The sequence below is a fragment of the Ruegeria sp. CDSA021 genome (genome assembly GCF_059612325.1).
The window spans coordinates 25,849-45,681 of the sequence record NZ_JBXWQJ010000008.1 but is presented as its reverse complement, the minus strand read 5'-3'; the positions used below and the strand labels follow the sequence as shown (position 1 = coordinate 45,681).

Sequence of the window (19,833 nt, the reverse complement as noted above, 5' to 3'; positions counted from 1 at the left end):
TTCTTTTTAAGTAACCAGCCCACCCGCCAGATAGCGACGCGATGCCTCGCTTTCGGGGGCATCCAATACCTGTTTCGCAGACCCATGTTCCACCACATGTCCGCCCTGCATCATGACTATGTCAGCGGCCAACCGCCGTGCCTGCCCGATGTCGTGCGTCACCATCACGATCCGCACCCCACGTGCCGAGGCGCGCTGGATCATCCGTTCGATCATCTGAGTGGCGCTTGGGTCCAGGGCGCTGGTGGGTTCATCCAGAAACAGGGTTTCAGGGCCTGTCGCCAAGGCGCGCAGAATCGCCAGCCGCTGCGCCTCGCCCCCGGACAGAGATCGTGCAGATTGTCGGGCTTTGCCCTCCAGCCCGCCCTCGGCCAGCAATTCGGCAATCCGGGTTTTGCGCGCGTCACGTGCCATCTTCTGTCGTCTTAGGACAAAGTCCAGATTGGCCGAAACCGAACGCCGCAGAAGAACCGGTTGCTGAAACACCATGGCCTGTCGTGCCGTGTGAACGGGACCCAAGGGTGTACCATCCTGAATGACCCGCCCCTGATCCGGGCTGATCAACCCGTGCAAACACCGCAACAACAGACTTTTGCCCGCACCATTTGGTCCCAGCAACAACGTTGGGCCCGGCCCATCCAGCGTCAGATCAGCAACATCCAGCAAAGCCCTGCCGTTGCGGCGGATCTGAAGGCCGCGCACCTGCAGACACTTCGTCATGTCGCAAAGCAAATCACGCATGGCGCAAGCCCTCCTGTTCGGCCCGCAGACTGGCGGCGCTGACCATGGCGTTTACCACCACCGCAATCCCGATCAGGATTGCCCCCAAGGCCAGTGCCAGCGCAAGATTGCCTTTCGACGTCTCAAGAGCAATCGTTGTCGTCATAACACGCGTAACATGGTTGATATTGCCGCCCACGATGATGACCGCACCCACCTCGGCAATTGCACGTCCAAATCCGGCCAACAAGGCCGTGACCAAAGCCAGGCGTGCGTCCCACAGCAGCACAGGAACCGATGCAAGGCGCGACACGCCCAAGGATCGCAACTGTTCGGAATACTCCTCGGCCAGCATTTCGATCACTTGCCGGGTCAGCGCGGCAACGATCGGGGTGACCAGAACCACCTGCGCGATGATCATGGCCGTCGGGGTATACAAAAGCTCAAGCACTCCCAAGGGGCCGGAACGGGACAACATCAGATAGACCAGCAGTCCAACGACGACGGGCGGGAACCCCATTAGCGCATTCATCAGTACGATCAGCGAGCGCCGTCCAGGGAACCGGGCGACAGCCAAAGCCGCACCGACAGGCATCCCGATCAGGGCAGAAATCAGCACTGCAAACACGGATACTTTCAGGGACAAAAGCACAATCGCCCAAAGCTCTGAGTCTCCTTCGAAGATCAAAGCAACCGCCATGCTGAATTCTGATGCAAATCCCTGCATTTTCTACCGCATTATCTGCATTTCGTACGAAATGCGCTAATTTACAAGTAAATACTACCCTGGTTTTCAATCGAGTACAGACACAAATCCGGCATCCAAAATGAAAAACGCGGCCCCGATCGGGGCCGCGCCAAAATCGCTCGAATTATCGGATTGCGTTAGTTCAACGCCGCATCCGTGATCTGGTGCGTCCAGGCGCCGTCTGGCTCTTTGGTGATCGCCGGGTTCTCTGCGGAAACAGCTGACAGCAGTGTTTTTACGGTCTGGTCATAATCGGCAGGATCCAATGCGCCGTCCGATCCTTCGATCAGCTTTGCAACCTCACCCATCATATAGACCTGATGGTCCAATTCCTGCGCGCCGGTCTCATCGAATTCCAGCACGATTTCGGCGGCCTCTTCCTGGTTTTCAGCCGCGTATTTCCAGCCTTTCATCGAGGCCCGAACAAAACGCTCCATCTTGTCGACGAAGGCGGGGTCGCTCAGGTTCTCTTCCATGACATAAAGGCCATCTTCAAGCATCCCGAAACCCATCTGAAGATAGTTGAACGTCACCAGCTCTTCAGGTGTGATACCGGCCTGAAGGATCTGGCGGTACTCGTTGTAAGTCATGGTGGAAATGCAATCCGCCTGCCCCTGGATCAGAGGATCTGCAGAAAACGCCTGTTTCAAAACAGTGACGCCGTTATCATCTGCGCCGTCCGTTTCGATGCCCAAGGACGCCATCCAGGCGTAGAACGGATATTCATTGCCAAAGAACCAAACACCCATGGTGCGGCCGGGGAAATCCTCGGGCGTTTCGACGCCGGTGGATTTCAGGCAGTTGACCTGAAGACCGCCCGTTTTAAACGGTTGTGCGATATTCACCAACGGAACGCCGCGCTCGCGCGCAGCCAAACCAGCGGCCATCCATGTGGTGATGACATCTGCACCGCCACCGGCAATGACCTGTTCCGGTGCGATGTCCGGGCCACCCGGTTTGATTGTGACATCAAGCCCTTCTTCGTCGTAGAAACCTTTCGCTTCCGCCACGAAGTAGCCAGCAAATTGCGCCTGCCCGACCCATTTCAACTGCAACGTCACTTCGTCCGCCGCTAGCGCCGTGCTGGCTGCCAAACTGAAGGCGGCAACCGCCCCGCTAAGTAGCTTGTTCATCTTCATATCTCCTAGTTGCTTATGGTTGCCTCGTTTTCGAGGTCTGTTGAGTTATTCCTTTTCCTATCCACGTTGTGACGGGTGCCAGAACGTCACGACCTTCTCGATGCCTGCGACAAGGCCGTAAAAGGCGGTACCGGCAAGCGCAGCCACCACGATCTCGGCCCAGACCATATCAAGCGACAGCTGACCGACGCTGGTCGATATCCGAAAGCCCATCCCCACGATCGGCGAGCCAAAGAACTCTGCCACAATGGCACCAATCAAAGCCAAAGTTGTCGAAATCTTCAACCCATTGAAAATGAAAGGCATCGCCGCAGGCAAACGAAGTTTCAGAAAACTCTGCCAGTAGGTTGCAGCATAAGTCTCCATCAAGTCGCGCTGCATCGCGGTGGCTTCACGCAGCCCGGCCACGGTGTTGACCAGCATCGGAAAGAACACCATCACAACAACCACCGCCGCTTTGGAATGCCAATCAAACCCGAACCACATGACCAGGATAGGTGCCGTGCCGACGATGGGAAGTGCCGCCACGAAATTCCCGACAGGCAAAAGGCCGAGGCGCAGGAAGTCCCACCGATCCACAGCAATGGCCATAAGGAATGCTGCTCCGCACCCGATGACATAACCGCTGAGCGCACCCTTCAGGATTGTCTGAACAAAATCCGCCCAAAGAATGCTCAGGCTATCGGCAAAGCGCAGCGCGATGGCAGAGGGCGCAGGCAGGATAACCAACGGCACCTCAAGTCCGCGGACCAACAACTCCCACGCGCCGACAACGGTCAGCCCGAAAATCACCGGTGCCAGAAAGCGAACGAACTGGCTGTTTGCCTGAGGACCACTGGCCAGCCGGGTGTTCAGCCACCAGCCAAAAGCCCACAGCAACAGAGCAAAGATAACCAACATCATTGTGCCATCCCCATCCGCTTTAGGACCATCCGTTCAATCACTCCGAGCAGTCCGACCAGACAGGCCGCCAGAATGGCCGCTGCAAACAGGGCCGACCAGATCTGAACCGTTTGGCCATAGTAGCTACCAGCCAGCAGACGCGCGCCCAGCCCGGCAACGGCCCCCGTCGGCAGCTCACCCACGATTGCACCTACCAGAGACGCCGCGATACCGATTTTCAATGACGTAAACAGGTAAGGCATCGACGCAGGCAGGCGCAGTTTCCAGAAACCCTGCGACCGGCTGGCACTATAGGTCCGCAACAGATCCAGCTGCATCGCATCGGGGCTGCGCAATCCTTTGACCATACCAACGACAACCGGGAAGAAGCTCAGATAGGCCGAGATGATCGCCTTGGGGATGATCCCCTGAACGCCAACCGAATACAGGACAACAATGATCATAGGGGCCAGCGCAATAATGGGGATCGTCTGGCTTACAATGGCCCATGGCATGACAGACAAATCCATCACGCGGCTATGAACGATCCCGACAGCCAGAAGGATGCCCAGGCCCGTACCGATCACAAAGCCAAGCATCGTCGCGCTGAGTGTCACCCAACCATGATAGATCAGCGACCGTTTCGAGGTGATCTTCTTCTCGACAGTCGTTTCCCACAGTTCAATCACGACCTGATGGGGTGATGGCAAACGGGGTTTTTTTTGCTCCCACGCGGCGGGGATCGCAAACGTGTTGTTTGCAACCAGCCCGAATTCCCCCAAGTCGCGGCGCGCGCTTGCAGTGGGCGGCTGAACCTCGGTCCCGCCCCGTTCAAGTTCACTCAGAACACCCTTGATGTTCATCGGAACACAGGCCGCGTACCAGATCAGGGCGATTACAGCGACAACAGTGAGAACGGCAAAGACCTGCTTCATGCGCGCCACTCCATGCGATAGACGGGCACAGTGTCCGGAGGTACAGGCGGTTCTTCTGCGGTCACTTCAAACCCTTCGCGGCGATAAAAGCGCTGCGCTGCCGTATTGGGTCTGTGTGTTGTCAGCCAGAGAAACTCTCTCCCCTCTTTAGCGATTTCGACAAACCGCTTGCCGATGCCTTGCCCAGTGCGGCTACAATACAGCGCGCCGATCTTCTGCTGCTCGGGATCAACAGACATATAGCAATCGACCGGATCACCGGCGACCCAGATTTCACGTCTGTCGAATGCATCGCCGATCAGGTTCGCCAGTTCTTCCACCGGCAGTTCCTCGGGCATCCAGTCTGTTTGCCTTGCCCAGTCATGAATGACCCTTGCGCAGGAAGTCTCGTCACCTGGCACGGCGCGTCTGATCTTATCTGCGTTCAGTTCAGCCGTCATAGGAATGCCCCGCCCGCAGTCCATCCCTCACGCGATGCGCGACCTCGATGAATTCCGGTGTGTCACGAATGTCCAATGGCCGTTCTTTGGGCAGAGGGCTATCGATTACGTCCGTTATCCGCCCCGGTCTCGGGCTCATGACCACGATTTTGGTGCTCAGATACACGGCTTCGGGGATCGAATGCGTCACGAACCCAATCGTCTTTTCGGTCCGCGCCCAGAGCGCCAGAAGCTGCTCGTTCAGGTGATCGCGCACAATCTCATCCAACGCGCCAAACGGTTCGTCCATCAGCAGGATGTCGGCATCGAAGGCCAGCGCCCGCGCGATACTGGCCCGCTGCTGCATCCCACCAGACAATTGCCAGGGGAACTTGCTTCCAAACCCAGCAAGATCAACAAGTTCCAAGACCTTGCTCACCCGTTCTTCCTGCTCGGCAGCATAGTATCCCATAATCTCAAGAGGCAGCTTGATGTTCTTGGCGATTGTGCGCCATGGGTAAAGCCCAGCCGCTTGAAAGACGTACCCATATGCCCGGTTTCGACGCGCTTCATCGGGGGTCATGCCATTCACGGTCAGCGTCCCGCCCGTGGGTGTTTCCAGCGCCGCGATACACCGCAGAAACGTGGTTTTGCCGCATCCGGACGGCCCGATGAAGCTGACAAATTCGCCCTTTTCGATCGTCAGGTTCACGTCCTTGAGCGCGTGGATCGGGCCGTCGTTGGTTTGGAAGGTGAGGTCCAGCTGCCTTGCCTCGATGACGGGCTGGGTCGTGCTTTCAGTGTTCATTTTATTGCCTTGAAAAGAGTGGCGTCAGGGCCGCCTGTAAAGCGGCCCAAACGGATCAAACACCGGTCGCCGGAATGCCCGTCCGCTCAACGGGTCTTGGGGCTGTCAGCTCTTTCCACGTGCTCAAAGCCTTGTTGACGGTCGTGTTCGCCTCGCGCGCCACAAAGTCACCGTGACCTTCCTGCGTCCGGATCTCGCCATCGTGCACCGCCACGTGGCCTCGTGTCAGCGTAAAGCGTGGCAGACCTTTGACCTCTTTGCCTTCGAACACGTTGTAGTCAATCGAAGATTGTTGCACATCGGCGCGGATCGTCTTGGTTTTTTCAGGGTCCCAAACCACCAGATCCGCATCCGCACCAACAAGAACCGCACCCTTTTTCGGGTAGCAATTCAATATCTTGGCGATGTTAGTTGAAGTGACAGCAACGAACTCATTTGGTGTCAGACGCCCTGTATTCACCCCGTGGGTCCATAGCATTGGCATCCGGTCTTCAAGTCCTCCGGTCCCGTTCGGAATCTTGGTAAAATCGCCCACACCATAGCGCTTCTGCTCGGTGGTAAAGGCACAATGGTCTGTGGCCACAACACTCAGAGACCCAGACTGAAGACCGTTCCAAAGGCTGTCCTGATGCTGCTTGTTCCGGAATGGGGGGCTCATGACCCGGCGCGCTGCGTGATCCCAGTCCTTATTGAAATATTCGCTCTCATCCAGTGTGAGATGCTGGATCAGAGGTTCCCCCCACACCCGTTTGCCCTGCATCTTGGCGCGCCGAATGGCCTCATGTGCTTCTTCGCAGGACGTATGCACTACATAAAGCGGAACCCCCGCCATATCGGCAATCATGATGGCCCGGTTCGTGGCCTCGCCTTCAACCTGCGGTGGGCGCGAATAAGCGTGTGCCTCTGGCCCGGTATTGCCCTCAGCCAGCAGCTTGGCGCTTAGCTCGGCCACCACATCACCATTCTCGGCATGCACCATAGCAGTTCCACCTAACTCGGCCAGGCGTTTAAAAGATGCAAACAGCTCATCATCATTCACCATCAACGCGCCCTTATAGGCCATGAAATGCTTGAACGTGTTGATGCCGCGCGTCTCAATCACTGTCTTGATGTCGTCGAAGACCTGTTCGCCCCACCATGTAACCGCCATGTGGAACGAATAATCACAATTCGCCCGTGTCGATTTGTTGTCCCAGCGCTTCAACGCATCCAGCAGGCTTTCGCCGGGGTTGGGCAACGCAAAATCCACGACCATCGTCGTGCCACCGGCCAAAGCCGCGCGTGTGCCGCTTTCGAAATCGTCGCTGGAATAGGTGCCCATAAAAGGCATCTCCAAGTGGGTATGCGGATCGATCCCGCCCGGCATCACATAACAGCCGGTTGCATCCAGTTCCTTGTCCCCCCTCAGATCCATCCCGATCTCGGTGATCACACCCCCTTCGACCAGGACATCCGCTTTGTAAGACAAATCCGCAGTGACGACTGTTCCGTTCTTGATAACTGTGCTCATTATAATCTCCCTGATGCGGTCTGCGCCGCTTGCTTCATCTGGCTAAAAATATCCCGGGGGAGTCGCCCGTCAGGCGACGGGGGCAGAGCCCCCTATTCCACGATCTCAGCCGTCTCGACGACTGCGTGCAACAGAACATCCGCCCCAGCCGAAGCCCACTCCTTGCTGATCTCTTCCGCCTCGTTGTGGCTCAACCCGTCCACGCATGGGCACATGATCATCGCCGTCGGTGCCACCCGGTTGATCCAGCAGGCGTCATGCCCCGCGCCCGAGATGATATCTGTATGCGAATAGCCCAGCCGCTCGGCCGCGTCGCGCACGGCAGACACGCAATCGTCGTCGAATTTCACCGGATCGAACCCGCCGACCTTTTCGAACTCGATCTGTAAGCCCATGTCTTCCACGATATCTTCAGCTGCCACCCGCAGACGGTTCTCCATGTCGGTGATTACATCCAACTCGGGCGAGCGGAAATCGACCGTGAACACTGCCTTTCCGGGGATAACATTGCGCGAGTTCGGATACACATCGATATGGCCTGCCGCCCCGACTGCGTGTGGCGCATGTGACCAGGCAATCTCGTCCACTTTCTCCAGAATACGCGCCATTGCCAGCCCGGCGTTCTTACGCATCGGCATCGGTGTTGAACCGGTATGGGCATCATTGCCGGTCACGGTGATCTGGGTCCAGCTCAACCCCTGCCCGTGCGTAACAACGCCAATATCCTTACCTTCGGCCTCCAGAATCGGGCCCTGTTCGATATGCAGCTCAAAAAATGCGTGCATCTTCCGCGCGCCGACTTCCTCATCACCGCGCCAGCCGATGCGATTGAGCTCATCACCGAATTTTTTGCCCTCGGCATCCTCGCGCTCATACGCCCAGTCCTGCGTGTGCATTCCGGCGAACACCCCCGAAGACAGCATGGCGGGCGCATAGCGCGTGCCTTCTTCATTGGTCCAATTGGTCGCCACGATGGGATGCTTCGTCTTGATCCCAAGATCGTTGAGGGTCCGGATGATTTCCAGCCCCCCTAAAACGCCCAGAACACCATCATACTTCCCGCCCGTCGGCTGCGTATCCAGATGCGATCCGACATAGACCGGCAGTGCATCCGGATCTGTCCCCTCGCGGTGTGCAAACATGTTACCCATCTGGTCCAAGCCCATGGAACAGCCTGCTTCCTCGCACCATTTCTGGAACAGGGCGCGGCCCTCGGCGTCCTCGTCGGTCAGGGTTTGACGGTTGTTGCCGCCGGCCACACCGGGGCCGATCTTGGCCATCTCCATCAAGCTGTCCCACAACCTGTCGCCATTGATCCTGAGATTCTGCGCCGGAGCTGCCATGTTCATCTTCCCTGCTTGCTTGCGATTTGGCTCGCTTTTGGTGTCTTGATTTGACCATCTGGTCAAACTCACGCTATCACGGGTTCGATATCAGTCAAGAAATTGCGCGGCACAGCTTGAATTTTCACTGAATTCCGCGCCTTTCGACAAAAAAAGAGACACGCCGAAAACATGCCGAAAGACCGCGCACCGACTCGCATTCAGAAAAAGAACCGCGCCGCGATCCTCGAGGCCGCCCTGAACGTGTTTTCAGCACACGGATTTCGTGGGTCCACAGTGGACCAGATTGCCGCTGAGGCGGGGCTGAGCAAGCCAAATCTGCTGTATTATTTCCCGTCGAAAGAGGCCATCCATACGGAGCTTTTGTCGAGCCTGCTTGAGACCTGGCTGGCCCCTCTGCACGACCTCGACGAAAATGGCGATCCGATGGAAGAAATCCTGTCCTACATCCAGCGAAAGCTGCAGATGAGTCAGGAACTGCCACGCGAAAGCCGCCTTTTTGCCAACGAACTGGTTCAAGGCGCGCCGCGTATCCACGAGGCTTTGTCCAATGACCTCAAAGAACTGGTCGATGAAAAAACCGTGATCCTAACGCGCTGGATGGATCAGGGAAAGATCGCGCGGGTACACCCCTATCACCTGATGTTTTCGATCTGGGCGCTGACGCAGCATTACGCTGATTTCGAGGTTCAGGTGCGTGCGATTTTGGGCGAAGAGGATCCGTTTGAAGGCGCCGATCCCTTTGTCGATACATTGTATCGAAAACTTCTGACCCCCTGAAAAAAGGGGCCGCAAAACCGGCCCCTTGGCAATCTGTTGCGATCCCTTTACTCAGCCGCCTTGGCCATCGGGTTGTTCGGATGCGTGGTCCAGTTTGCATAAGATGGCTGAACCTCTTTACCTGTGCGCGGATCGACCTCGCCTGCTGCCATCTGCACCATCGAGATGCAGTCTTCGACCGGGCAGACATCAACACAGAGGTTACAGGCGACGCATTCCTCGTCGATCACCTCGAACACCCGGTCCTCCGACATCGAAATCGCCTGGTGGCTGGTGTCTTCGCAGGCCGCATAGCAACGGCCACATTTGATGCACTGGTCCTGATCGATCTTCGCTTTGGCGATATAGTTCAGGTTCAGATACTTCCAGTCGGTGACATTGGGCACCGCTCGACCGATCACCTCGTCAATGCTGGAATAGCCTTTTTCATCCATCCATTCAGACAGACCCGCCGTCAACTCGTCGATGATCTTGAAGCCATAGGTCATCGCGGCAGTACAAACTTGAACATTGCCGCAACCCAGCGAAATGAATTCAGCCGCGTCGCGCCATGTGGTGACGCCGCCAATGCCCGAGATCGGCATGCCATGCGTGGCCTCAGCCCGCGCGATTTCGGATACCATGGACAGAGCAATCGGCTTCACCGCAGGGCCGCAATAGCCACCGTGGCTGCCTTTGCCGTCGATCGACGGCTCTGGGCTGAACGTGTCCAGATTGACGCTGGTGATCGAGTTGATCGTGTTGATCAGCGACACAGCATCCGCACCACCATTTCTGGCTGCCGCAGCTGGTTTGCGGACATCCGTGATATTCGGCGTTAGCTTCACGATGACAGGGCGGTCATAGTATTTCTTGCACCAGCGCGTGACCATTTCGATGTATTCCGGCACCTGACCTACGGCCGAACCCATACCACGCTCACTCATACCGTGGGGACAGCCGAAGTTCAGTTCGATCCCATCGGCGCCGGTTTCTGCGACGCGCGGCAGAATCGCCTTCCATGCCTCTTCCTCACACGGAACCATGATCGAGGCGATCAGCGCGCGATCCGGGTAGTCCGCCTTGACCCGCGCCATTTCCTCGAGGTTCACTTCCAATGGCCGGTCAGTGATCAATTCGATGTTGTTCAGGCCCAGCAACCTGCGGTCAGCCCCATAAATCGCGCCATAGCGTGGGCCGTTCACATTCACGACCGGTGGGCCTTCGGCCCCCAGCGTTTTCCAGACAACACCACCCCATCCGGCCTCGAAGGCACGCCGGACGTTATATTCCTTGTCGGTCGGCGGCGCTGAGGCCAGCCAGTAAGGGTTGGGGCTGGAAATGCCCAGAAAGTTTGTCGTCAGATCGGCCATGGCTTCTCCCTTCCCGGCTCAGCCGGATTTCTTGAATATCATTTCAGTCGGGCGGATGCGCCCGGCCTTGAGGTTTGTGACGTAGTTCTGGAACTTTTCGGGCGCCGTCTCGCCCATCAACAGGTGGATCCCCAGCGGCGCGGGGCCGCTTTCAGCAATTTTGGCAAAGACATCCTCGAAGAACTGTATCGCAAATTCGGTGCGGTCGGCTTCGGTCTCAAGTTCAAGTCCCGCCGCTGCCGCTGCGTCTTTGTAAACGTCTGGGGCGTGAACGAAGGAAGTCTCTGGCACAGTGGACCAGGGAAGCGGGAAAGCCAGCGGCTCATCCATGTCTCCGCCCATGACATCGAACAGGGCAAAGGTACCACCCGTGGCGAGCGTCCGCGACACTTCGGCAAAAAGCCCAGTCTTATCCTCGATGTTCATGCCAACATGCATCATGACCGCAAGGTCAAATCCCGCATCTGGCACCGGCATATCCAATGCGCTGCCCACGTGAAAACTGGCCTTCTCGGAATGCCCGACCAGGTCGCTCAGCGCTGTAGCCGTTTCAACGAATTCCGGCGTCAGATCTATGCCGGTCACCGTTGAATCATAGCGATCCACGATGTACCTGGAGGTACCACCAATACCGCACCCAACGTCAAGAATGCGTGTTGCATGGGTCGGCGACAGTTGCCCAAACAGGTTGTCCGTCGCCAAAACGCCGCCCGTGTGGAACTCGTCCCCTGCCTTCAGATCAGCAACGGTGGCCGCATCGGGATCGATGCCGCTGGCCTCAAGCGCCGCGCGGACGCGTTCGGTCAGGGCACCGGTGGTATAATGTTGAGCAACAGCTTGTTCGATCTGGGACATGGGAATACCTCAGCAGCGAAAGGAACGGGGTGAGTACCCCACCCTATCACGAAACGAGCGTCGCGTGGATGTCCATCGCCGCGTCCCGACCTTCGGCAACAGCGGTCACAGTCAGGTCTTCACCCCCCGCAGCGCAATCACCGCCTGCCCAGACCCCGGTCAAGGAGGTGCGGCCAGCCCCGCTAACGGCAATCTTGTTGCCGTCCAGAGTCAGCCCTTCTGGCGCGCCCTCCAACGTTTGACCGATGGCTTTGAGCACCTGATCGGCCGGCAGACGGATCGTCTCGCCAGTACCCGTGAGCTGACCGTTCTGGCTGGACGTATATTCCAGTTCGATCTCGGCTGCAGTTCCGTTGCCGTGTACAGCCACAGGCTGCACATTGGGCAGGATTCGAACGCCGTGCGAGGCCGCCAAATCCTGTTCATACCGGCTTGCGCCCATGGCGTCGCGACCTCGGCGGTACGCAATGGTAACGTGTTCCGCGCCCAGCAGCTTGGACTTCACAGCCGCATCCACCGCTGTCATGCCCCCGCCAATGACAACAACATTTCGACCTACCGGCAGATTGGCGAGGTCGCTGGCCTGCCGCACGTCCGAGATGAAATCGACCGCAGCCCGCACACCGTCCTTGTCGACACCGCCTGCACGCAGGGCGTTTACGCCGACGAGGCCGATGGACAGAAAAACCGCATCGTAGTTTTCGACAAGACCCTCCAGCGAGATGCTTTCACCCAGAACCGATCCGGTTTCAATCGCGATGCCGCCTATTTTCAGCAGCCAGTCTACCTCGGCCTGAGCAAAGTCATTGGTCGATTTATAGGCAGCGATGCCATATTCGTTCAGCCCACCGGGCTTGGGTTTGCTTTCATGGATCACGACGTCATGGCCCAGCATCGCCAGCCGATGCGCACAGGCCAAACCTGCGGGCCCTGCCCCGACAACAGCCACTGTCTTGCCGGTCGAGGCCGCACGGTCGAACGGATGCGCACCCGAGGCCATGATGTCATCGGTCGCAAAGCGCTGCAGGCGACCGATCTCAACCGGTTTACCCTCGGCGGTTTCGCGAACACAGGCCTCTTCACATAGTGTTTCTGTCGGGCAGACACGGGCGCACATCCCGCCCAGAATGTTCTGTTCAAGAATAGTCCGCCCCGCCGATTGTGGCTGCCCGGCCTGAATCTGGCGAATGAACAACGGAATATCGATATCCGTTGGACACGCGGTTACGCATGGTGCGTCATAGCAGAAATAACAGCGATCTGCGGCAACGGCGGCCTCGTGCGGGGCCAGCGGCGGATGCAGATCGGTGAAATTCGAGGTCAGCTCATCGCTTGAAAGCCGCCCGGAGACGATCCCGGGTGCCATCTGGCCCTGTGCCATCACTCTACTCCCTGTAGATATGTTTGTTATGCTCTCAGCTTGCCACAAAAAAAAATTTTATCAATTGGTAAAATTTATCAAAGGGTCAAAAATTTAAAAAACCGGGCCAAATGACCCGGATTACGTTTGGTTTTGTGTAATTTTGAGGCGGACGAGACCTCAGATCATGGTACCGAGGTGACCGGACTTGGTCCAAACCCGCGCGCCGAGCTGCCCTGCAATGGCCTGCGTTCGCGTACCCGGCGGCAAGCGCAACCAGTCCCATTTCGCGAATTGCTCGCCCTTTTCGGCAAAGCCCCCGTCAATGACAAAGACCTCCATGCCTTGGTCGGCGTTCAACTCAATTGTGTCCCCTGCAGCCCAGCTTTGCACGTGAACATCTTCATGGTCGTCTTGGAACAGCTGCATATCATCTGCACCGTTGACAGACTTTCGCACCTCTGTCCGATCTTGCGGGTTGAACTGGTGGAGCTTGACCAGAATGGTCGCCCCTTCGGCTGCCGATGGCGTATGAGACGAAGTGGGCGGATTGCGCACGTAACTTCCAACAGGGAAATCCCCGGTTTCATCCTGAAAAACACCATCGAGAACCAGGTATTCCTCTCCACCATCATGCGTATGTGCCGAAAATGCACTTCCGGGGGCAAAGCGGACGATTGTCGTGGCGCGGGCAACCTCGTCGCCAATGCGATCCAGCATTTTGCGCTCAACCCCTGCGGCTGGGGAAGCCACCCATTCGGTTTCGTCAAAATGAACCGCAACCCGCTTGGTGAAATCTGCGTTGATCCGCATGTTCGCCTCTTTTTTAGTGATCCTGATAGAAATGGGAACTTGCGATGGAATTGCAAACTTTCGGCTTTTGACGGCTTGGGTTTGGTGTTGTACTCCGGGACGAAGGGTGCTGGGTCACGCACCCATCGGGAACGGGCGCAGATGCAAGCAAATCCACAGAAATTTAACATCGCCGTTGTCGGGCAAAACAATCGCCTGCAATACGAGGCCCTGTTATTTGCCGCATCGTTGCGCCACAGCTCACCCCAATTTGAAGGCAGGCTGTTTGTCGCCACGCCCAATCCCGGACCACGTTGGGGCCAGAACCCCAGCATTCAGGACGAAGATGTTCTGAAGGCGCTGAACCAATTGGATGCCGAAATTTTGCCTTTCGACTCGCATGTCTTTGGCGAAAGTTACCCTTACGGCAACAAGATCGAGGCCCTGTTGGCCCTGCCAGAAGATGAACCCTTTGTGTTCTTTGACACCGACACGCTGATCACCGGTGACATCTCAACCGTGCCCTTTGATTTCGACCACCCCGGCGCGTCGTTGAAGGTTGAGGGGACATGGCCAAAGCCAACGCTCTACGGCCCCGGATTCGACGGTATCTGGCGGGCACTGTATCAGCGGTTCGGGCTGGATTTCGAAGACTCGCTGGATACCAGCCAACCCCATGATTACTGGCGGCGGTATCTGTATTTCAACGCGGGTTATTTCTTTTACAAGTGCCCAAGAATTTTTGGCGAGCGCTATCTGGACTATGCCAAAGCGATCCGAGATGAACATATTCCGGAACTGACGGGTCAAAATCTTGACCCGTGGCTGGATCAGGCCGCCCTTCCCCTTGTCATCCATTCGTTCGGCGGTGGTCGGGATGCGCTGCCCGACGGTCTGCTCGACGGCTCTGTCAGCTGTCACTACCGCCTGTTCCCCATGCTCTACGCCCGTGAAAGTGATCACGTTATCGAGGTATTGGAAACCGTTGTGGCACCAAACAAGGTCAAGAAGGTGCTCAAGCAATATGATCCGCTGAAAAAGCTGGTTCTGCAGGGGAAAGGCGCAAGAATCCGGTCCCTGTTTGATCAGGACAACCTGCCGCGACGCGAACAGGCCATCCGCAACACGATCAAAAGCAAAGGGCTTTGGCTGCGCTGACAGGATCGTTGTGCGCAAGCGGGCAATCGCCTACAGATTCAGCAACCCAAATTCCAACAGGAGATTTTCAAGATGTCTGACGGCCCCACTTACGGTTTCGACACGTTGCAGATTCACGCGGGCGCCCGCCCCGACCCGGCGACCGGAGCGCGCCAGACACCGATCTATCAGACCACGGCCTATGTCTTTCGCGATGCGGATCACGCCGCAGCCCTGTTCAACCTGCAAGAGGTGGGCTTTATCTATTCCCGCCTGACCAACCCAACCGTCGCTGTGTTGCAGGAACGCGTGGCGACGCTTGAGGGCGGTGTTGGGGCTGTTTGCTGCTCATCCGGTCACGCGGCGCAAATCATGGCGCTGTTCCCACTGATGGGACCGGGTTGCAACGTCGTCGCCTCGACCCGTTTGTATGGCGGTACGGTCACGCAGTTCAGCCAGACCATCAAACGCTTTGGCTGGTCGGCCAAGTTTGTCGACACCGACGATCTTGACGCGGTGAAGGACGCTATCGACGAAAACACCCGTGCGGTGTTCTGCGAATCCATCGCCAACCCCGGAGGTTATGTCACCGATATCCGTGCCTTGGCGGACGTTTCTGATGCGGCTGGCATTCCGCTGATCGTCGACAACACCTCGGCCACGCCATACCTGTGCCGCCCGATCGAACTTGGTGCGACGCTGGTTGTGCATTCGACCACCAAGTACCTAACCGGCAACGGCACTGTTACCGGTGGCTGCATTGTGGATTCGGGCAAGTTCGACTGGTCCGCAAATGACAAGTTCCCCTCGCTCAGCGAACCGGAGCAGGCCTATCACGGTCTGAAATTCCACGAAACGTTCGGGCCCTTGGCCTTCACCTTCCACGGCATCGCCATTGGCCTGCGTGATTTGGGCATGACTATGAACCCGCAAGCCGCGCATTATACGCTGATGGGGATCGAAACCCTGTCGCTGCGGATGGAACGCCACGTCGAGAACGCCAAGAAGATCGCGGCCTGGCTGGAAGCTGATGATCGCGTGGATTACGTCACCTATGCAGGTCTGCCCTCATCGCCCTATCACGACCGGGTCAAGTCGCAATACAAACGTGGCGCTGGTGCCCTGTTCACCTTTGCGGTCAAAGGCGGGTACGACGCCTGTATCAAACTGGTCAACGCATTGGAGATCTTTAGCCACGTGGCCAATCTGGGCGATGCACGGTCGCTGATCATCCACTCGGCCTCGACCACCCACCGTCAGCTGACTCCGGAACAGCAAGAGGCCGCGGGTGCGGGTCCGGGTGTCGTGCGCGTGTCCATCGGGATTGAGGACGCGAACGACCTGATCGCGGATCTGGATCAGGCCTTGGCCAAAGCAAGCGCCTGACGATGGCCGGGCAAGACACAAACGACCTTGGCCAACCTATCGGTTTGCCGGTTTCGGGTGACTTTCCGCGCCCGACACCGCCCTATACTCCGATGGAGGGTCGATATTGTTCTGTCGTGCCTTTGGACGTGAACAGACATGCGCCCGGACTGTTCCGGGCGTTTGCAAATGACAGGGATGGACGCAACTGGACCTACCTGCCCTACGGCCCGTTCGACAGCGAGCCGGAATTCGAAGATTGGGCCCGCGCCAACTGCATGGACGCAGATCCGATGTTCCATACTGTTCTGGATGGTGATGAAGTGCCTCTGGGCATGGCCTCGTACCTAAGGATCGAGCCTGCAGCCGGAACGATCGAGGTGGGACATATCCACTTCTCGCCCCTGCTTCAGCGCAAACCGCAATCCACCGAAGTCATGTATCTGATGATGAAGCGGGTGTTCGATGAGTTGGGCTATCGCCGCTATGAATGGAAATGCGATGCGCTGAATGCACCATCCTGCAGCGCGGCAGAGCGGCTGGGCTTCACCTTTGAAGGAGTGTTCCGGCAGGCGACCCATTACAAGGGGCGCAACCGGGATACTGCGTGGTATTCGATTATCGATACCGAATGGCCCCGCGTTCGTGATGCTTTCGAAGCCTGGCTGTCGCCGAACAATTTTGACGCCGCGGGCCAGCAACGCACACCGCTGATGGCCCGCGCGAAGGATTAGTCTTAGTCCGAAATCTCGAATTCCATCGAGACGCTGACCGAGACTGAAACTTCCCCGCCCGCAACAGGGACCCCGCCTGCATCGGCCATGCTCATGGCGCGCATCTCTGCCATGGGGCGCACGCCAGCCGATTGCTCAGAGATCGTTTGCACCGGGCCAAGTGTTACACCAGCCGCCTGTGCCAACTGTTCCGCTTTGGCCTTGGCCTCGCCGACGGCTTCGGCACGGGCCTGCGCCTCCAACGGTTTTGAATCCTGCACACCAAAGCTCAGCCCGCCGAAATCATTGGCACCATCCTGAATGACCGCATCCATAATCTTCCCAAGCTGCGTCAGATCACGAACGCGCACAAAAACACGGTTCGAGGCAGTGAACCCTGTGATTTCGGGCTTTTCCCCATTCTGCCCGTGCCGCCCTGACCAGACCGGTGACAGTGACAAATCGCGGGTTTGAACGTCCCGGTCTTCGATTCCCATCTCGGTCAGTCGTGACAGGACCTTGGCAACCGCATCCGAAGTCGCCTGCATGGCGGCCCCGGCCTCTGCGTTTTCGTTGGTCACGCCCAGCGTGATCGTCGCCATATCGGGTGCAGTTTGCACGGTTCCGGTTGCATCCACTGTGATGCGACGTTCTTCCGCATGGGCCGCTCCTGCGGCTGTTGCTGCCATCATCGCAGCCAGAAAAGCGAATGTCTTCAAGGTTATCACTCCAATTTTTTCTACTTTAAGATGGGTTGGCGGACCGTCGCCATACAAGAGCAATCCCAGCCTTTTTCTTTCCCTCGGCGGGTTCCTGCTTTAATGTCGGTCTGCGAACGCAAAGTCGTTTGCATTGACGCTGATAATTATGGTTCTTCCGGAATATGAAACCCGCCTTTGCGTTGTCTTTTTCTGCAACCGGAATTTTTCTGCACCACCAATCCGAGGGCGATTGGTACGTTGTCGGCTCGATTCCGCTGGATGAGCAGGATCTGCCCGAGCAAATTCAGGCATTGCGGGAAAAAGCATTTGCCCTTGAAAACGACCTGAGTTGCAAGATCGTCCTGCCAGCGGATCAGGTTCGCTTTCTGGACGTCGAAACCGGTGACTTATCCGTCGCAGACCGAAAGGCGCGCGTTGAGGCAGCACTGGTCGAGGCGACCCCGTATTCTCTGTCCGACCTCAGCTATGACAGCCAGACCGAAGGTGACACAACTCATGTCGCTGTCGTTGCCAAAAAGACTCTGTCTGAGGCGCGGAACTTTGCCATAGGCCATGGCTTTGTACCAACGGTTTTCACCGCTGAAGAAAGCGCAGGCACCTTCCCACGCGAGCCGGTTTTCCTAGAGCAATCTGAGCAACCACTTGCAACGCAGCCCGCAGAGCCCAGTGAAACGGATTCGCCCGAAGAGGTTGCCCCCCTCGGCCTGCCTGCTCATCCCATCGCCGGTACGGCTGCACCGGATGCGTTTCGAGCGCCAGACAGCTCCCGCGCTGCACATGTTACCTCACAGCCCGCTTCCAAGCGTTACGCCATTCCGGCCTTTGCCGCCGTGATTCTTCTCGGCGGGGTTTTTGGCGCGTGGCTGGCCTCTGGCCCGACCGAGCAATCGGAGCGGACCGAGTTGAGCCCAGCCGCACCGGAAATATCGGCGCCTGAGGCCAAGGCAATCCCTGACCCCACATCCGAAATTGCTGCTGTCGAGCCGCAGCCAAGCACCCTCCCCGAACCAACCGCAGAAACGACCGAGGAACGCTTCGAACAGGCTGAGCCGAACCCAGTTGCACCGGACGTATCGGCACCCGAGCCCGAAGTCACCCCGGTGCCGACGCCTGAGGTTGCAGCTATTGAACCCCAGCAAAGCACGCCGCCTGAACCACCAGTTGATGAGGCTGAGGAACAGCCCGAGCTGTCACCTACGGATGCGGCGATCCTCGAAGCGCTCAAGGTTGCACCAACAGCAGTCGAGCCGATTGCTCAGGATCCCGATGCTCCAAAAGATATCCTTGCCGTGACAGGGATTGACGTGGCACCCCCCGCTCCTTTGCAAGAGCCGGACGCCGTTGAGCCGGAAGACCTGTATCTGACATCCATCGACAAGTCCGATCTCTCCAATGATGCTGTCGCATTGCCGCCTTCCTCAAGTTTCGACACGGACGTGCCATTCAATCAAGAGGGACTGCCCAGTGTTGCAGGCACGCGGTTCGATCTGGATGATCAGGGGCTTGTTGTCGCCACGCCCGAGGGTGCATTGAGCCCCGACGGGATCACAGTATATCTGGGCCGCCCCTCCAAGGTCCCGCAACAAGCTCCGCTGCGGTTCGAGGAAGAGCCTGTTGTTGAAGAGGTCGATCAAAGGCTGGCTGGCCTCCGCCCCAAACCACGCCCCGACGATCTTGAAGAAACGTTCGAACGTCAGCAACTCGGTGGTCAATCGCGCGAAGAACTGGCTGGCAAGCGCCCCAAACCACGCCCCGAAGGTTTGGAAGCCCCTGAAGAGGTGGAAATACCTGTCTCTGAGCTGGCCATCATGCGCGTCCCCCGACCCAAGGCGCGACCAGCAGGTCTGGTTGCGGCCAGACCGACCGTTGCAAAGCCGTCCACTCTGGCATCAACAGCGGCGCTGGATCAAAAGCCCGATGATGCAGGATCTTTTCAACCCAAGACGGTGGCACCCAAGATACCTTCGACCGCATCGGTCGCCCGACAGGCTACAATCGACAACGCCATCAACCTGCGTAAACTGAACCTGATTGGTGTTTATGGCACTCCGGCCAACCGTCGTGCCTTGGTGCGTCTGCCCAGTGGTCGGTACAAGAAACTGAAAGTCGGAGATCGCATTGACGGCGGGAAAGTCATCGCTATCAGCGACAGTGAATTGCGCTATCAGAAAAAGGGCCGCAACGTGACATTGGCGATGCCGCGCAGCTGATCGCGCGGTTCGACGTGACAAAAGATGCGCCGGGGCGTTTTAG

19 protein-coding genes are annotated in these 19,833 nt (G+C 57.7%); 5 read left to right on the top strand and 14 right to left on the bottom strand.

What is annotated here, in order from left to right; genetic code table 11:
* Positions 1 to 6: 6 nt before the first annotated feature.
* The 9 genes from AC2FLD_RS12340 to AC2FLD_RS12300 form a co-directional block, all read right to left on the bottom strand.
* On the bottom strand, positions 7 to 741 hold the full coding sequence (locus AC2FLD_RS12340; RefSeq protein ID WP_496673607.1) for an ATP-binding cassette domain-containing protein: 735 nt from the start codon (positions 739 to 741) through the stop codon (positions 7 to 9).
* Complete coding sequence (locus tag AC2FLD_RS12335; RefSeq protein WP_496673610.1) at positions 734 to 1,447, bottom strand: ABC transporter permease; 714 nt, start codon at positions 1,445 to 1,447, stop codon at positions 734 to 736. Before AC2FLD_RS12335 ends, AC2FLD_RS12340 begins: the two co-directional genes overlap by 8 nt.
* A 158-nt stretch (positions 1,448 to 1,605) precedes the next feature.
* A complete protein-coding gene (locus tag AC2FLD_RS12330; protein WP_496673613.1) occupies positions 1,606 to 2,601 on the bottom strand; it encodes an ABC transporter substrate-binding protein in 996 nt (331 codons plus the stop codon).
* A gap of 63 nt (positions 2,602 to 2,664) precedes the next feature.
* A complete protein-coding gene (locus AC2FLD_RS12325) occupies positions 2,665 to 3,510 on the bottom strand; it encodes an ABC transporter permease (protein WP_496673615.1) in 846 nt (281 codons plus the stop codon).
* Complete coding sequence (locus AC2FLD_RS12320; RefSeq protein WP_496673618.1) at positions 3,507 to 4,424, bottom strand: ABC transporter permease; 918 nt, start codon at positions 4,422 to 4,424, stop codon at positions 3,507 to 3,509. The genes AC2FLD_RS12325 and AC2FLD_RS12320 overlap by 4 nt, the downstream gene beginning before the upstream one ends.
* Complete coding sequence (locus AC2FLD_RS12315) at positions 4,421 to 4,864, bottom strand: GNAT family N-acetyltransferase (protein ID WP_496673621.1); 444 nt, start codon at positions 4,862 to 4,864, stop codon at positions 4,421 to 4,423. Before AC2FLD_RS12315 ends, AC2FLD_RS12320 begins: the two co-directional genes overlap by 4 nt.
* A complete protein-coding gene (locus AC2FLD_RS12310) occupies positions 4,854 to 5,651 on the bottom strand; it encodes an ABC transporter ATP-binding protein (RefSeq protein ID WP_496673623.1) in 798 nt (265 codons plus the stop codon). The genes AC2FLD_RS12315 and AC2FLD_RS12310 overlap by 11 nt, the downstream gene beginning before the upstream one ends.
* Before the next feature lie 55 nt (positions 5,652 to 5,706).
* Positions 5,707 to 7,161, bottom strand: a complete 1,455-nt coding sequence (hydA, locus tag AC2FLD_RS12305) for a dihydropyrimidinase (protein ID WP_496673625.1) — start codon at positions 7,159 to 7,161, stop codon at positions 5,707 to 5,709.
* 92 nt (positions 7,162 to 7,253) lie between these two features.
* Entirely contained in the window at positions 7,254 to 8,504 is a 1,251-nt protein-coding gene (locus tag AC2FLD_RS12300; protein ID WP_496673628.1) for a Zn-dependent hydrolase, read from the bottom strand.
* Positions 8,505 to 8,675: 171 nt separating this feature from the next.
* Here AC2FLD_RS12300 and AC2FLD_RS12295 point away from each other — a divergent pair, with 171 nt between their 5' ends.
* Complete coding sequence (locus AC2FLD_RS12295; RefSeq protein WP_496673631.1) at positions 8,676 to 9,284, top strand: TetR family transcriptional regulator C-terminal domain-containing protein; 609 nt, start codon at positions 8,676 to 8,678, stop codon at positions 9,282 to 9,284.
* Between the two features lie 47 nt (positions 9,285 to 9,331).
* On the opposite strand, the gene preA is transcribed toward AC2FLD_RS12295, so the two are convergent.
* From preA to AC2FLD_RS12275, 4 genes are all read right to left on the bottom strand, one after another.
* Positions 9,332 to 10,636, bottom strand: coding sequence for an NAD-dependent dihydropyrimidine dehydrogenase subunit PreA (gene preA / locus AC2FLD_RS12290; protein WP_050603625.1), 1,305 nt, complete (start codon positions 10,634 to 10,636; stop codon positions 9,332 to 9,334).
* 18 nt (positions 10,637 to 10,654) lie between these two features.
* The gene (locus tag AC2FLD_RS12285) at positions 10,655 to 11,491 is read right to left on the bottom strand and encodes a methyltransferase domain-containing protein (RefSeq protein WP_496673634.1); all 837 of its coding nucleotides are present in this window, start codon (positions 11,489 to 11,491) and stop codon (positions 10,655 to 10,657) included.
* Positions 11,492 to 11,537: 46 nt separating this feature from the next.
* Complete coding sequence (locus tag AC2FLD_RS12280; RefSeq protein ID WP_496673637.1) at positions 11,538 to 12,872, bottom strand: NAD(P)-dependent oxidoreductase; 1,335 nt, start codon at positions 12,870 to 12,872, stop codon at positions 11,538 to 11,540.
* Between the two features lie 159 nt (positions 12,873 to 13,031).
* Positions 13,032 to 13,664 (bottom strand): cupin domain-containing protein, encoded by a 633-nt coding sequence (locus AC2FLD_RS12275; protein ID WP_496673640.1) that lies wholly within the window; start codon positions 13,662 to 13,664, stop codon positions 13,032 to 13,034.
* Between the two features lie 141 nt (positions 13,665 to 13,805).
* On the opposite strand from AC2FLD_RS12275, the gene AC2FLD_RS12270 reads away from it, so the two are divergent.
* From AC2FLD_RS12270 to AC2FLD_RS12260, 3 genes are all read left to right on the top strand, one after another.
* Positions 13,806 to 14,801 (top strand): GT-B fold glycosyltransferase domain-containing protein, encoded by a 996-nt coding sequence (locus AC2FLD_RS12270; protein ID WP_496673643.1) that lies wholly within the window; start codon positions 13,806 to 13,808, stop codon positions 14,799 to 14,801.
* A 72-nt stretch (positions 14,802 to 14,873) separates the two neighbouring features.
* The gene (locus AC2FLD_RS12265) at positions 14,874 to 16,166 is read left to right on the top strand and encodes an O-acetylhomoserine aminocarboxypropyltransferase/cysteine synthase family protein (protein ID WP_050603630.1); all 1,293 of its coding nucleotides are present in this window, start codon (positions 14,874 to 14,876) and stop codon (positions 16,164 to 16,166) included.
* A gap of 2 nt (positions 16,167 to 16,168) precedes the next feature.
* Positions 16,169 to 16,879, top strand: coding sequence for a GNAT family N-acetyltransferase (locus AC2FLD_RS12260; protein ID WP_496673646.1), 711 nt, complete (start codon positions 16,169 to 16,171; stop codon positions 16,877 to 16,879).
* Between the two features lie 2 nt (positions 16,880 to 16,881).
* Here the strand turns inward: AC2FLD_RS12260 and AC2FLD_RS12255 are convergent, their stop codons facing one another.
* Positions 16,882 to 17,586 carry an SIMPL domain-containing protein gene (locus tag AC2FLD_RS12255; protein ID WP_496673649.1) on the bottom strand — a complete coding sequence of 235 codons (705 nt, stop codon included), beginning with the start codon at positions 17,584 to 17,586 and terminating at the stop codon, positions 16,882 to 16,884.
* A gap of 155 nt (positions 17,587 to 17,741) precedes the next feature.
* Between AC2FLD_RS12255 and AC2FLD_RS12250 the strand changes: the two genes are divergently transcribed.
* Entirely contained in the window at positions 17,742 to 19,790 is a 2,049-nt protein-coding gene (locus AC2FLD_RS12250; RefSeq protein ID WP_496673652.1) for a hypothetical protein, read from the top strand.
* The last annotated feature ends 43 nt before the right edge of the window (positions 19,791 to 19,833 follow it).